General features: G+C 75.5%; 9 protein-coding genes. 1 reads left to right on the top strand and 8 read right to left on the bottom strand.

What is annotated here, in order from left to right; all coding sequences use genetic code 11:
- Positions 1 to 14: 14 nt before the first annotated feature.
- The 3 genes from ACGFSH_RS02830 to ACGFSH_RS02840 form a co-directional block, all read right to left on the bottom strand.
- On the bottom strand, positions 15 to 2150 hold the full coding sequence (locus ACGFSH_RS02830) for a serine/threonine protein kinase (RefSeq protein WP_393344287.1): 2136 nt from the start codon (positions 2148 to 2150) through the stop codon (positions 15 to 17).
- Positions 2147 to 4201 (bottom strand): trypsin-like peptidase domain-containing protein, encoded by a 2055-nt coding sequence (locus tag ACGFSH_RS02835; RefSeq protein ID WP_393344289.1) that lies wholly within the window; start codon positions 4199 to 4201, stop codon positions 2147 to 2149. Before ACGFSH_RS02835 ends, ACGFSH_RS02830 begins: the two co-directional genes overlap by 4 nt.
- Positions 4202 to 4364: 163 nt before the next feature.
- Positions 4365 to 5630, bottom strand: coding sequence for an MFS transporter (locus ACGFSH_RS02840; protein ID WP_393344291.1), 1266 nt, complete (start codon positions 5628 to 5630; stop codon positions 4365 to 4367).
- Positions 5631 to 5816: 186 nt separating this feature from the next.
- Here ACGFSH_RS02840 and ACGFSH_RS02845 point away from each other — a divergent pair, with 186 nt between their 5' ends.
- Positions 5817 to 6761, top strand: coding sequence for a LysR family transcriptional regulator (locus ACGFSH_RS02845; RefSeq protein ID WP_393344293.1), 945 nt, complete (start codon positions 5817 to 5819; stop codon positions 6759 to 6761).
- Between the two features lie 14 nt (positions 6762 to 6775).
- On the opposite strand, the gene ACGFSH_RS02850 is transcribed toward ACGFSH_RS02845, so the two are convergent.
- From ACGFSH_RS02850 to ACGFSH_RS02870, 5 genes are all read right to left on the bottom strand, one after another.
- A complete protein-coding gene (locus tag ACGFSH_RS02850) occupies positions 6776 to 8020 on the bottom strand; it encodes an FAD-dependent oxidoreductase (RefSeq protein WP_393344295.1) in 1245 nt (414 codons plus the stop codon).
- Between the two features lie 133 nt (positions 8021 to 8153).
- Entirely contained in the window at positions 8154 to 9035 is an 882-nt protein-coding gene (locus ACGFSH_RS02855; RefSeq protein WP_393344297.1) for an LLM class flavin-dependent oxidoreductase, read from the bottom strand.
- Positions 9036 to 9232: 197 nt separating this feature from the next.
- Positions 9233 to 10291 carry a glycoside hydrolase family 5 protein gene (locus ACGFSH_RS02860; RefSeq protein ID WP_393344299.1) on the bottom strand — a complete coding sequence of 353 codons (1059 nt, stop codon included), beginning with the start codon at positions 10289 to 10291 and terminating at the stop codon, positions 9233 to 9235.
- Positions 10292 to 10705: 414 nt separating this feature from the next.
- The gene (locus tag ACGFSH_RS02865) at positions 10706 to 11743 is read right to left on the bottom strand and encodes a rod shape-determining protein (RefSeq protein WP_109001465.1); all 1038 of its coding nucleotides are present in this window, start codon (positions 11741 to 11743) and stop codon (positions 10706 to 10708) included.
- A gap of 158 nt (positions 11744 to 11901) precedes the next feature.
- On the bottom strand, positions 11902 to 13380 hold the full coding sequence (locus ACGFSH_RS02870; protein ID WP_393344302.1) for an FAD-binding protein: 1479 nt from the start codon (positions 13378 to 13380) through the stop codon (positions 11902 to 11904).
- Positions 13381 to 13402: the final 22 nt, after the last annotated feature.

Raw genomic sequence — 13402 nt, forward strand, 5'->3', positions numbered from 1 at the left:
ACGTGCAAGGGAGCTTAGCCCGCCGGGCGCCGCTCCGACACGGGAACGGACCGTTCCGCACGCTTTCCGCGCCACCCCCAAGTCAGCGCCGGACGCAGCCCGTTGGCCAGGTCCACCAGCGCCACGTACTCGCGTTCCGTCGGCGCGTGCGGGCCCAGCGCGCGGACCGCGTCGGACAGCTTCAGCCGGTCCCGGGTGCGCAGGAACTCCGCGTACTGGATCTCGGCCCGCAGGGCGGCCGCCGCCGCCTCGTCCACGCCGAGGCCGGGCAGGGCCGCCCGCGCCCGCGCCACGTCCTCCTCGGTCGGCGCCGGATGGCCGTGTTCCGGGACGACCATGACGCGCAGCCGGACGGCCGCCACGCGCGCCTCGCGCTCGTAGCGGAACTCGCCGGCCAGCTGCTCGGCGACCGCCACCGCCCTCGCCCGCTCCCCGGCCAGCAGCAGGACGCGGGCCAGACCGAAGCCCGCCGCACCGAGCGCGGGAGTGGTGCCGAACACCATCCCGTAGTGCGACCGCGCCAGCGTCCGGTCCCCGCGCAACTCGGCGCACAGACCGAGACCGAGGAGCGGGAGCAGCTCGCCGGGCAGGGCCCTGCGCACCTGCCCGAGCACCACGGCGGCCCGCCGCGGACAGCCGTCGGCCAGCGCGACGAGAGCGCAGTACCAGTCCGACAGCCAGTGCCAGTCGGGCAGGGCCGCCGCCCGCAGATGCGCCGCCGCCGCCTTCGCGTCCTGGCCGCGCAGGGCGAGCCGGATCTCCGCCAGCGTGCCCCCGGCCGTGGCCGTGACCGCCGGCTGGTCGGGATCGGACAGGGGGGCCGGCAGAGCGGCGGCGATGTCGCCCGGATCCGGCGCAAAGAACGGCGCGGGCATGCCCAGCAGGCCCCGCCCGTCCGGCCGCGCCGCCACCCAGTGCGCGAGGGGCCGCGCCTCGCCCAGACCGCCGTGCAGCGCACCGGCCATCGACCCGAACAGGGCCGACGGCCGCGCCACCTGACGGCCCGTCGGCGGAGCCGCCACGACCTGCCGGATCACACCGCTGAGCTGCTCGGCGAACTGCCGGGCCGACACGAACCGCCACCACGGCCGTTCCGGGTCCGTGGCCCGCTCCAGCAGCAGGTGCAGCGAGTCGACGCCCGGCACGGAGCGGTCCGTCCAGCGTGAACGGCACACCTCGCGCAGCGTCATGCCCAGCCCGAACAGGTCGAAGCCGGGGGTGGGGCGCAGATGCTCCGGGTCGGTCTTCGGCGGCGCGTAGGCCTCCGTGTACGCCACGACCCTGCCGGTGTCCTTCGTGTGGCTGCGCACCGAGCCGAAGTCGATGAGCCGCACCCGGTCGAGCGCGCCCGCCGGGCCCTCCTCCCGGAACCGGATGATGTTCAGCGGCTTGACGTCGCAGTGCAGCAGGCCCCGCGCGTGCAGGTAGTCGAGCGCCTGAAGGACGCGCACACCGTGCGCGAGGAGCGTCTCCAGCCGGTCGCCGTCACGGGCCGAGAGCGGTTCGCCCGGCACGTACTCCAGGACGAGGTGCGGCCCCTCCGGCTCGTAGCCCAGGATGCGCACGATGCTGTCGTGCCGGAGCCCGACCAGCACGTCCCGCTCGTGCCGGGCGGTCTTGGCCACCGACCTGTGCAGCGCCTTGAGGACGACCCGGGTGGCGAGATTGCGGTCGTGGGCCAGATAGGCCGCGCCGTACGCCCCGGAGCCGAGGACGCGTTCGACCTCGTACCGCCCGGCGATGACCAGGCCGTTGGGCTGGGCGAAGTCGTAGTGGGTGCCGCAGGCCGTGCAGAAACCCTCGATCCGGCCCGGTTCGCCGCCCCGCCCCCGGCCGACCGGCAGCCCGCAGGGGGAGTGGGCGCAGAACCGGTGCTCCTCGGCGACCGGGCCCGACGGGCTCGGCGGCACCTCCGGAGGCTGGTCGGAGCCGGCCAGGCCGAGGCCGTACCAGGGATCCGGCCGCACGTGCGCCACACCGACGCCCGCCGCGGCCCGCGCCGGCGGATCCGGCTCCGGGCGGCCCGGTCGCGGCGGCGCCGTGTCGTCCCGCGGCAGCGGCGGCCGGTCGCAGGCCGGGCAGAAGCCCTGGTCGTCGATCCGGCCGCGCCCGCAGTCGGGGCGGTTGCACACGGGAGCGCTAGCGCTCATCCCCGCCAGTCACCTTCCCTCCGACCGTCCACCGCCGTCCGGCGATCGCCGTAGGGCCGGCCGCCGCCCGGCCGCGCGCCGTCCGGTCGTGCGTCGTCCGGCTGTCGGTGGTCCGGCTGTCCGCCGGCGTCCGGCCGCGCACCGTCCGGCTGTCGGTCGTCGCCCGCGCGTCCGCCGTCCGGCCGTGTGCCGTCCGGCCGTCCGTGGTCCGGCTGTCTGCCGTCGGGCTGTCTGCCGACGTCCAGGTCTCTGTCGTCGTCCGCCGGTCTGTGGTCGTCCGCCGGTCTGCCGTCCGGCCGGCGGTCGTCGTCGGGCAGCCTGCCGTCCGGCTGCCCGGCGGCGTCCGGTCGTCTTTCGTCCAGTCGGCGGGCGACCTCGTCGATGTAGTGCGCGACGAGGGTGCGGGCCGCGCCGAGGTCGATCGGTTCCACCTTCAGCGCGCGGAACGCCGGGGCGTGCCGGTCGGCGAGGCGCCGGTCCTCGTCGCCGAAGTAGCGCGCGGCCCGCACCCGGTGCAGTTCCAGGCGGGCGGTGAGGTCCTCGTGCGCCGACAGGAGCCGGCGCAGGTCGCGGTCGAACCGGGCCAGGACCGAGCGGGCGGCCTCGGCCCGCTCGTGGATCACGGCGAGTTCGGGGTTGGGCTCCGTCGCCCGGGCCACGGCCAGCCGGACCCGCAGCCGGGGCGCGGCGCGGGGCGGCGGCCGGGGCGCGGCGAAGAACCGCATCCCGCGCTCCTGGTGCAGCGCGGCGGCCGCGTCCTCCTCCGCGGCGAGCTGTCCGACGACCGTGTGGACCACCGCGGCGGTCACGGTGCGGGTGGCGTCCCCGCGCAGCGGTTCCGGGTCGAGCGACACGTCGTGGGCCAGCCCGGCCGGTGTGACGCCCTCGAAGCCGAGGACCAGGCGCACGCCGCGCGACCGGGCCCGGCGGGCCAGCGGCCCCAGCAGCTCCCCGACGAGCGCCTCCGGGTCCTGGGCGCGGTCGACGCCGGCCACCACCAGACAGGCGGGCGGCCTGCGGCGCAGCAGCTGCCGCGCCACCTCGCCAGGGTCCCCGCCGGGGAGCCCGAACCGGCGTGTGAGGTAGCCGGAGAGGTCGGCGGCCGAGCGGCCACGCGCGTCGTAGGCGGCGTCGATGGTGCCGAGTCCGAGCACGGTGTCCCCGGGCGCGCCGGTCAGCTCGGCGTCGCTGACGGTGGCCCGCGCCGCCGGATCGGCCGTGCGCACCAGCCGGACGAGCCAGGAGTCGCCCACCGCGGTCGTGCCGCCCGTGCCGACGACGACGGTCCCGCACCAGCCGCTGTCCAGCAGCCGGGTCAGCTCCTGCGTCAGCGCGAGCCGCAGCGGGTCGCCCAGTACGTCGCCGGGCAACTCGCCCCGCGAGGGCCCCAGTTCGTCGTTGCGGTCGCCGCCGGTGAACTCCTCGATCCGCGGCAGGTACGTGAGGATCGTCTCCGTCGGCAGCATCCAGGCCGCCTTCGCGTCGCCGTGGACGTAGTCGGCCACGACGATGCCGATGACGCGCCCGTCGAACTCGCCGCCCACCGCCATCGCGCCGGCGCCCGAGTACCCGCGCTCGATCCACGGGTCGCCCTCGCGCATCCGCTTGAGCAGGCCCCACTCGCCCTGCCGGTGACCGGATCCCGCCAGCCGGGCGTCCGCCCCCATGCCGAACGGCTCGTCCTGCGGGAAGCCGTACACCTGGACCGTGCCGCCGGAGATGGGGGCCTTCCACAGCGTGGTCCGGGTGCCGCAGCCGGCCGGTTCGTCGAGTTCGAGCAGCGCCACGTCGCCGCGCTGGGTGTCGTGGTCGTGCACCCACGTGCCCGGGGCCACCCGCGCGGTGCGGGTCCACTCCGGGCGGCACGCCACGCTGCTGACCCGCACCCCCGGCACGGCGCCGGAGCCGGGCGCGGCCCCGGCGTAGCGGACCACATGGGCGCAGGTCAGCACATGCCGGTCGTCGAGCAGCACTCCCGCGCCGCAGGGGTCGCCTGCCGCGTCGTCCACCCTCACGCGCCACGGACGGTCACTGTGGTGATGCAGCGCCATGGGCCCAAGGTAGGGCAACGGGCCGCACATTGCCGGGGGTTGACGGTACGCAATCCGTTCCGGCCGCCGGGCGCGCACGCCGGGCGGCATGCGTGGGGAGCGGCGGAGGGCGGGGCGTCGGGCAGGGGAGGAGGGCAGGGGCCGGGGCGCCGGGCCCGGCGGGTCAGGTCCGGCTGGGGGCCGGCGCCCGCTCGGCTTCCTGCCACGGGGCGGGGTCGTGCCGGGGCAGCAGGACGGGGGTGGCCAGCATGAGGACGCCGGCGACGGCGATCGCCGCACGGGGGCCGACGGCGACGGCGAGCAGGCCCCACAGCCCGGTCAGGGCCGCGATGGTCGCCTTGCCGGTGACCGACCACGCCGACAGCGTGCGGGCGACGCGGTCCGACGGCGTCCGGTCGAGCCGGTAGGCGGCGAACACCGGGGTGAACACGCCCATGCAGGCGATCAGCCCGAACTCGACGACGACGACCAGGACGAGGCCGGCCGCGCCCGGCCCGACGAAGGCCAGCCACACCGACCAGCACGCCCGCAGCGTCCCCGCGGTGCGCACGACCCGGTGCCGCCCGAAGCGGGACACGAGCGGGCGGGCCAGCCGCGAGCCGAGGATGCCGCCGAGGCACGGCAGGCCGAAGGCCAGGCCGTACTGCCAGGGCGCGAAGCCGAGATCGCCGAGCATGAGGACGGCCAGCAGCGGCGAGGTCGCCATGATCAGGCCGCTGACCAGCACCGTGTTGAAGAACAGCGGCCGCAGAGTGGGGTGGGCCAGCACGAACCGCCACCCTTCGAGCAGATCGCGCGGACGGATCCGCGCGCCGGACCCGCCGGATCCCTCGGGGCGCGCCGGCCGTGGCTCGTCACCGCCGGCGGCGCGGATGCCCGCGGCCGACAGCAGATAGCTGACCGCGTCGGCGAGGACGGTCGTCACCGGGCCGAGCAGCCCCATCGCGGCCGTCCCGGCCGGCGGTCCGAGCAGTGTGGCGGTCCAGCCGGTCGACTCGAACCGGCTGTTCGCGACGACCAGGTCCTCCGGTCGCACGAGCGCCTTCAGGAACGCGCCGCTCGCCGCGTTGAAGGCGATGTCGGCCGCCCCCACGACCACGGACACCACCAGCAGCTGGGCGAAGGTCAGCAGACCGGCCGCGTAGGCGGCGGGGACGCTCAGCAGCGCGGCGCACCGGGTCAGGTCCATCGCGATCATCACCGGCCGCTTGCGGCGGAACTCCACCCACGGCCCGAGCGGCACCGCCACCACGGCCCCCACCGCGAGCCCCGTGGCGGCGAGCGCCGACACCTCGGCCGGTGAGGCGTGCAGCACCAGGATCGCGATCAGGGCGAACGCGTCGAACGCGAGCCGGGTGCCGAACGCGCTGACCGCGTACGCGGCCCACAGCCACCCGAACCTCCGGCCCAACGACCGTCCGCCCACCATGCCGGCGCACCCCCTCCGCGTCCCGTCCGAACCCCTCGGCCCCGGCCCGCGCCGACCGGCCCGCGCCGAGCGGCCCGTGCCCGGTCCGGCCCGTGGGGGAGAGCTAAGCGAGCGGAGGGACGGCAGGTCAAACAACCGCGGCGCCCCCGGGGCACAACCACCGGTTGTGAATTAGGGTGCGTCGGCGTGGATCTCGAAGCCGTACGCACCTTCGTCGCCGTCGCGGACGCGGGCCGCTTCCAGGAGGCGGCCGCCGATCTGGCGATCACCCAGCAGGCGGTCTCCAAGCGCGTCGCCGCGCTGGAGAAGGACCTAGCCGTGCGGCTGTTCACCCGCACGGCGCGCGGGGCCCGGCTCACCGTCGACGGGCAGGCGTTCCTGCCCCACGCCCGCGACCTCCTGCGGGCCGAGGAGCGGGCGGCCGACTCGGTGCGTCCCGGCCGCCGCGCCCTGCGCGTCGACGTGATCAACCGGCGGATCGCCCCGGCGGCCCTGCTGCGCGGCTTCCACCACGCGCACCCGGAGACGGAACTGGACGTCGTCACGCTCTTCGACGCCGAGACCGCCGTCGCCGCCGTCCGGGACGGCACGATCGACGCGTCCTTCCGGGCCGTCGCCCCGCTCCCGCGACGGCTCCCCGACGACATCGCGACCGCCCGCGTCCTCGACGACCCCCTGCGCCTCCTCACCGGTCCGGCCCATGAACTCGCCAGGGCCGGGGCGGTCCCCCTCGCCGCACTCGCCGGCCGGCGGATCTGGATGCCCGGCAACGCCGCCGGAACCGAGTGGACCGCCTACTACGACCGGCTCGCCGCCGAGTTCGGGCTGGTCATCGACGCGACCGGTCCCAACTTCGGCTCGGACGCCCTTCTGGAGTCGCTCGCCGGTTCCCCGGCGCTGGCGACCTTCGTCGGTGAGCACGACCGGCTCGTCTGGCCCGCCCACTACGACCTGCGGCGGATCGTCGTGCACGACCCGACGCCCGTGTACCCGCACTCACTTGTCTGGCGCCGCGACAACGCGCACCCCGCCCTCGCCGCCCTGCGCGCCCACCTCGAGGCGACGCGCCCCGACGCCCCCGACGACAGGACCTGGACGCCCGGCGAGCCGGGCCGGACGACGACGGGCTGACCCCCGGCGCTCCCTCAGCCGGAGCCGTCGTCATGGCCGACGGGCGTGCCCCACTCCAGCAGGCCGGTCAGCTCGGCGTCGCCCGGCCGGGCCGGGGGCGGGCCGCCGGACGGCCGGGGCCCGGGGGTGTGCACGCCACGGGAGATGTTTCCGCTGACGGTGGTGTTGTGTTCCACGCGGGGGCGGCGCAGCGCCTCGTAGCGGGCGAGCGCGGCCGGGAGGCCGGGGATGTCGCGCAGGCACTTCGCGAGGATCACCGCGTCCTCCAGGGCCATCGACGCGCCCTGGCCGGTCGCCGGGGAGGCCGCGTGCGCCGCGTCGCCGATCAGCAGGGTGCGGCCGGAGCGCCAGGGGGTGCCGTTGGGCATCTCGGTCGCGTCGGTGACCAGGACGGGGGCCTCGGTGGCCGCGACGATCCCAGCGGCGGCCGTGCGGTCCGCGCGCAGCAACGCGACGAGCAGGTCACGCCAGTGGCCGGGGCCGGCGTGCGCGATCTCGTCGGCGGTGAGGGGCTCGTCGGCGCCGACCCGGGCGAACCAGAAGGTCTCCCCCCGGGGGGACGTCATATGGCCGAAGGCGGCCGCGCTGCCCCGGGTCATCGTGATGCACGCCGACTCGTCGACGCCGCTCGCCGGCGCGTCGGTGGTGTACCCGTAGAAGACGCGCTGACCCGCGTGACGCGGCCGAGCGTCGGGAGCGGTCAGCCGGCGGACCGTGGAGTTCAGCCCGTCGGCCCCCAGCAACAGGTCGCCGACGGCGCAACTCCCGTCGGCGAATCGCGCGACGACGGAGCCGGGGGCGCCGGGCCCGGCGGGGGAGCCGTGGGCGTCGCGTGTGCCGCCGCCGTCCCCGGTGTCCGGCAGGTGCTCGACGGCGGTCAGGCGGGCGCCGTGGACGACCGGGACGCCGCGGCGGGCGGCCTCCGCCTGGAGGGCCGCGTTCAGCTCGCCGCGGCGCAGGCACCGGTGGCGCAGCAGCGGGTCGGCGGCCTCGCCGAGCGGGACATGGGCCGTCTCGGCGCCGGTCGCGTCCACGACGCGCATCGAGGTGAGCGGGAACCCGACCGAGGTCACCGCCTCGACGGCGTCGATCTGCGCCAGCGCCCGCAGTCCGTTGCCCGCCAGGGTGAGGAACGCGCCGATGTCCTCGGCGGAGTCCGGGTGCGCCTCGTACACGGCGACCTCCTGCCCCGCCTTCCTCAGCGCCAGGGCCGCCGCCGTGCCGGCGATCCCCCCGCCGACGACCAGTACGCGCGCCATGCCTCACCCGCTCTTCCCGGTAGGACGTGCACCGGCATGAGCCGGCGTGCACCGATGCGCACGGGCCGTTCCTGCCCCCGACGGCCCGCAGGGGAACGTCCGGGCGCGGCCCGGGGGTTCCGCAACCGCGCGATCAGCACCTGATCCGCGTCAGCAGCGCCGTGAGCTGGTCCAGCGGTCCGGGTCCGACGACGCGCAGGACGACCGTCCCGGCGCCGGCGTCGTGCAGGGCGCGGACGGCGTCGGCGGCCCGCTCGGGGGTGCCGGACACGGTGAACACCTCGTCCTGGGGACGGCCGAGCCATGCGCCGTGGCCCTCGGTGTGCGGGTGCAGGAGGCGGGCGACCTCGTCCGGGTCGTCGCCCACGCAGGCGAAGGACAGCACGGTGAGGCTGTGTCCGGGGCCGGCGCCGCCCTTGACGGTCAGAGCACGGGCGTTCTCCAGGTCGCCCGGACCGTGGCCCTCGGCGATCAGCGTGCCGTCCGCGACCCGTCCGGAAAGTTCGAGCGACCGGGGCCGGACGACGCCCGCGACCACCGGGGGTACCTGCTCCGGCGGGTGCACCAGCCGCACGCCGTCCAGGCGCACTTCGCGCCCGTCCAGCTCGACCCGCTCGCCGCGCAGCAGCGCGCGCACGGAGGTGATCGTCTCGTCCAGCAGGGCCAGCGGCGACCGGGGGGCGACGCCCGCCGACTCCATCCACTCCCGCACCCCGTGCCCGATCCCGGCCACCAGACGGCCGGGGAACACCCTTGCCAGGGTGGCGAGTTCCATCGCGAGCAGGGCGGGACTGCGCAGCGGGGCCGGGGCGATGCCGATGCCGACCGTGAGACGTTCCGTGGCTCCCAGTGCCACGGCCGCGGCGGACACCCCGCCGTTCCACCCGAGGTCCTCGACCACCCACAGGTCGTCCACACCGAGCGCCTCGGCCCGCCGGGCGAACCCGGGGAGTCCCTCGGGGGCCCAGTCACGGTCGTACATGACACCGATCCGTACGTTCGTCGCATTCGTCATGAGCCGGAACCTATGCCGCGAACCGTGCGGCGATCAACGGGGTATCGAGGTCGGCCGCACCGGGGGCCGTTCCCTCAGGAACCCCAGGGCAGCCGGGCGCGCGGGCCCGCCGGATTCAGGGCCGGCGGGCCCGCGCGGGTGGGGGGTGGGGCAGCGGGACGGGGGCGCGGGGGGAGTGGGGCAGGGTGTGGGCGGGGTCAGTTCCTGACGGGCTTGCCGCGGCCCCAGGCCCATGCGAGGCGGTCGGCGCCGGACTGGTTGGTGGTGGCCAGCCAGGGGCGTTCGGCGGGGCCGACGAGCTTCTGGAGGGAGTACGTGTCGTCGGTGCGCAGGCCCGGCCAGTACACGGAGCCCATCTTCAGCTCGCGGAAGGTGTCGGTGACGGCCTGGACGTAGTTGACGAAGTTGTCGTCCGGCGTCTTCACGTCGTAGTTCAGGCCGGTCGTCATCGGGGCGCCGAACTCGTCCGCGACGGTGCGGTTCGCGCAGTCGCCGATGCGCACCTTCAGGTCGGCCACCCACTGATCGTAGGTCGCGTAGTCCTTCCAGAACCCGTAGTGGTGCAGGGAGAGGTAGGTGCCCTTCAGGCGTGGGTCGGCGCAGACCGAGGTGACGTGGTCGTTGTAGCCGGCGCCGCTGACGAACACGCGGTTGCGGGGCACCTTCGCGTACGTCGACAGCCACTTCGCGGCGATGTCGGCCCACTGGGCGTCCGTGTAGCCGTGCGGCTCGTTCATCGGCTCGAAGTAGACGCGCTTGTCGTTCTTGTACGCCTTGACGACGGTGTTCCACATCGGCCAGTACGCGGCCTCGTCGTCGATGAAGCCGTCCTTCTGGGCGCCCGTGCCCTCCCAGTAGGACACGATGACCTTGAAGCCCTGGTCGGAGGCCGCGTCGATGACGGCGCGGTACGACTTCCAGTAGGCGCCGTTGACCGTGTACGGGTTGATCGGCAGCCGCACGGTGTTGGCGCCGAGGTTCGCGCGGAACGCGGCGATGATCCGGGTCGCCTTGGCGTAGGTCCGCTTGTAGCCGTCGGTGGTCTTCAGGCCCGACAGCTGGAGGTAGTCGTCGGCGAAGTTGTCGCGCGGGTCGGCCCAGTTGACGCCCTTGAACTGCGTCGTGTCGGCGGCCGGCGCGGCGGCGGAGGCCGGGGTGGCGGCCAGGGTGGTGGCGCTGACCGCGGCGACGGCGACCGCGACGAGAGCGGCGCGAAGGCGGGGGGACAGGGAGGCTCTGGTGGGGGACGTGCGCATCGACTTGCCCTTTCGGCTCTGATGTTTGCGTAAACATCGAGGCCCCGCGGTGGCTGATGTTTACGTAAACATGGCGGCGCCGGAATCGTGGCACCCGGCCGGGTGCTCGTCAAGGTGTCGAGCGTGTTACGTGGGTAAAGCCGTGGGGCGGCGGTGGTGGGCAGGTCGCGGTGTGCCAGGCCGCGTGTTCCGGAGCGGCCGCCGAAGTCCGGGCGGGCGCGCGCGAGTCGGCGCGCTTGCCGCGATGCCCGGACGGGGGAGGCCGGGAGGGGCCGGGAGGGGCCGCTCCGGGGGTGCAGGCCGGCCGGTTCGCCCGGCAGGCAGGACAGGGAGAACGCCGCGACGAGGACCTGCCGGACTCCTGGATGTGCGGGGGATGGCGCGTCGGGGCGGGCCCCGGCGCCGGTCGCCGCGTCAGGCGCCCAGCGGGTCCAGGGTCAGCGGCTCGATCTTGCCCTCCAGCATCGCACCCAGGCCCTGGGCGGCGCAGATGTCGGGACGCTCGGCGATGTGCACCGGCATGCCGGTCGCCTGGCGCAGCATCTGGTCGAAGCCGGGCAGCAGCGCGGAACCGCCGACCATCATGATCCCGCGGTCGGCGAGGTCGGCCACCAGGTCGGGCGGGCACTCGCGCAGCACCCGGCCGATGCCGTCCAGCACCGCCGTCAGCGGCGTCTCGATGGCGTCGCGGACCGCCGCGGTGTCGACCTGCACGGAGCGGGCCAGGCCGGTGGCGACGTCCCGCCCGTGGATCTCGGTGGACGCGGGCCCCTGCGGGGTGAGGCCGTTGCCGGACAGGGCGAGCTGAAGCGGCCGCACCGACTGGCTCGGCAGCATCAACTCGTGTTCGTGGCGCAGGTGCTGGACGATCGCGTGGTCCACCGCCTCGCCGCCGACCGGGATCCGCTCGGCGGTCACGATGGAGCCGAGGGACAGAACGGCGACCTGGGTCGCGGCGGCCCCGCACACCATGATCATCGTGGCTTCGGGGCGTTCGACGGGCAGCCCGCAGCCGACGGCGGCGGCGATGAGCGTGTCGACGAGCTCCACGCGCCGCGCACCGAGCCCCACCAGCGTCTCGATCGCGGCGCGCTGGGCGAGCGGATCGGCGTCGTGCGGCGTGCACGCGGCGGCGCGCAGGAACGGCTTGCGGCGAAGCTGGCGGCGGATCTTGTCGCCGATGAGATGGCGCAGCATGCGCTGCGCCATCTCGATGTCGACGACCGTTCCACCGGAGACCGGGCGCACCACGCGGATGTAGTGGGGGGTGCGCCCGGTCATCTTCTCTGCGAACTCGCCGACCGCGATCAGCGCGCCGGTGCGGGTGTTCACGGCGGCGGCCGACGGCTGGTCGACGACGAGCCCGGCCCCCTTCACGTACACCCGCGTCCGCGCCGCTCCCAGGTCGACGGCGAAGTGGCAGCGGCGCAGCTGCTCCAGACTGGCGGTCATGGCGGGTCCTCCCGAGAGCACAGACCGTGGCGGCCGCCGGGCGGTCGGCCTTCTACGCATCGTGCGGGGGCGCGGGGAGGCCCGCCTTTTCTGGTGGGCCGGGCGGGGTGCGGCCGAACGGGTGGATCTTCCCGCCCGGCACCCGTCCTGTCGCCCCGTCAGCCGAAGACGCCCTGGCCCGGGGCCAGGATCCCGCGGGGGTCATAGGTGCACTTGGCCGACGCCAGCGCCGCCCAGGCCGGGCCGAAGTGCGCACGCCAGTCGGCCGGTGTCAGGGGGATGCTGCCGACGGGGTAGTGGGTGCCGCCGGCCGCGGCCGTGGCCTCGTAGGCGGAGCGGTTGAAGGCCAGCAGGCGGTCGACGGCGGCGGTGTCGTCCGCGGGGGCCGCGCTCAGGACGTCGAAGAGGTACGAGACGTCGTCGTCGGAGGTGCGCAGCAGCGGGGCGGTGAGGCGCTCGCGCAGCAGCGGGTAGAACAGGACGACCGCGCCGGGGCCCGCTTCGGCCGGGGTGAGTCCGCCCAGGACCTTCGCGCCGAGCGCGGCCGCGGACCGGCCGGGCAGCATGAGGTTGAGCCAGGGGTGGGCGAACGTCCAGATCCCGGCCTCCTTCATGGCCGCGATCACCGGGGCCAGCCGGTCGAGGAAGTCGTAGTACGGCTGGTCGGCGATCTGCGCGGACGCCGGATCGTGGCGCAGGCCGCGCAGCAGGGCCGCGTCGTCCGGGACGGGCCCGACGGGCGGGCCGTAGGCGACCGCCTCCATGACGTACACGCCGAACGCGCCGGCCGCGTCCGCGTGGACCTGGCCCTCGACGTAGTCGAAGCGGCCCTCGCGGACGAGGACGCGCTGGTCGTCGAGGAACGTCTCCAGGTCGCCGTAGGCGAGCTGGTAGCGGCGCACGGTCCGCGGCGCGGGCACCAGGCGCAGGGTGGCCTCGACGATGACGGCGCACTGGCCGAGTCCGGCCAGGACGGCGTGGAACAGGTCGGCGCGCCGGGTGGGCGAGCAGCGCACCAGCTCGCCCGCCCCGGTGACGACCCGCAGTTCGGCGACGTTGTCGACCTGGGCGCCGACCCGGTGGGCCTGGCCGCCCAGCCCGCCGACGGACAGGGTGCCGCCCACGGAGAGTTCCAGGTAGTCGGTGAAGACGGGCGGGGTGAGGCCGTGGGCGAGCGTGGCGCGGGCGACCGCGCTCCACTTGGCGCCGGCGCCGACGGTGACCGTCCCGGCGGCCCTGTTCACGGGGCCGATGTCCGCCAGCGGCGTGGTCTCGACGACCAGGCCGCCCGGCGCCTGTGCCTGGCCGAAGGGGGCGTGGCCCTGGCCGCGGGGCGCGACCGGCAGGCGCTGGTCGTTGCAGAACCGGATCATGGCGACGACGTCGTGGACCGAGCCCGGGCGCAGGACGGCCGAGGGGCGGCGGTGCACGATGTGCCCGTAGTCGTCGGCGGCGGCGGTGAGCGAGGCGTCGTCCGTGACGAGCGTTCCGTCCAGGTGGGGGACCCTGGCCAGGGCGGCGCCGGAGTCCGCGGCGGACGCGGCCCAGCTCCGGGCGGCGGTTTCGAAGCCGACCACCGTCGCTCCGGTGACCGTGAGTCCGCGCAGAACGGTGCGTCTTGACGGTGTGCGAGGCATACGCGATTCCCTCTCCGGATCT

The sequence above is a fragment of the Streptomyces sp. NPDC048481 genome, assembly GCF_043200075.1.
GTDB lineage: Bacteria > Actinomycetota > Actinomycetes > Streptomycetales > Streptomycetaceae > Streptomyces.

Bases quoted from the DNA above. Each gene is read 5' to 3' on its own strand.
- ACGFSH_RS02830 (WP_393344287.1), bottom strand. From the start codon at position 2,150: ATGAGCGCTAGCGCTCCCGTGTGCAACCGCCCCGACTGCGGGCGCGGC.
- ACGFSH_RS02835 (WP_393344289.1), bottom strand. From the start codon at position 4,201: ATGGCGCTGCATCACCACAGTGACCGTCCGTGGCGCGTGAGGGTGGAC.
- ACGFSH_RS02840 (WP_393344291.1), bottom strand. From the start codon at position 5,630: ATGGTGGGCGGACGGTCGTTGGGCCGGAGGTTCGGGTGGCTGTGGGCC.
- ACGFSH_RS02850 (WP_393344295.1), bottom strand. From the start codon at position 8,020: ATGGCGCGCGTACTGGTCGTCGGCGGGGGGATCGCCGGCACGGCGGCG.
- ACGFSH_RS02855 (WP_393344297.1), bottom strand. From the start codon at position 9,035: ATGACGAATGCGACGAACGTACGGATCGGTGTCATGTACGACCGTGAC.
- ACGFSH_RS02860 (WP_393344299.1), bottom strand. From the start codon at position 10,291: ATGCGCACGTCCCCCACCAGAGCCTCCCTGTCCCCCCGCCTTCGCGCC.
- ACGFSH_RS02865 (WP_109001465.1), bottom strand. From the start codon at position 11,743: ATGACCGCCAGTCTGGAGCAGCTGCGCCGCTGCCACTTCGCCGTCGAC.
- ACGFSH_RS02870 (WP_393344302.1), bottom strand. From the start codon at position 13,380: ATGCCTCGCACACCGTCAAGACGCACCGTTCTGCGCGGACTCACGGTC.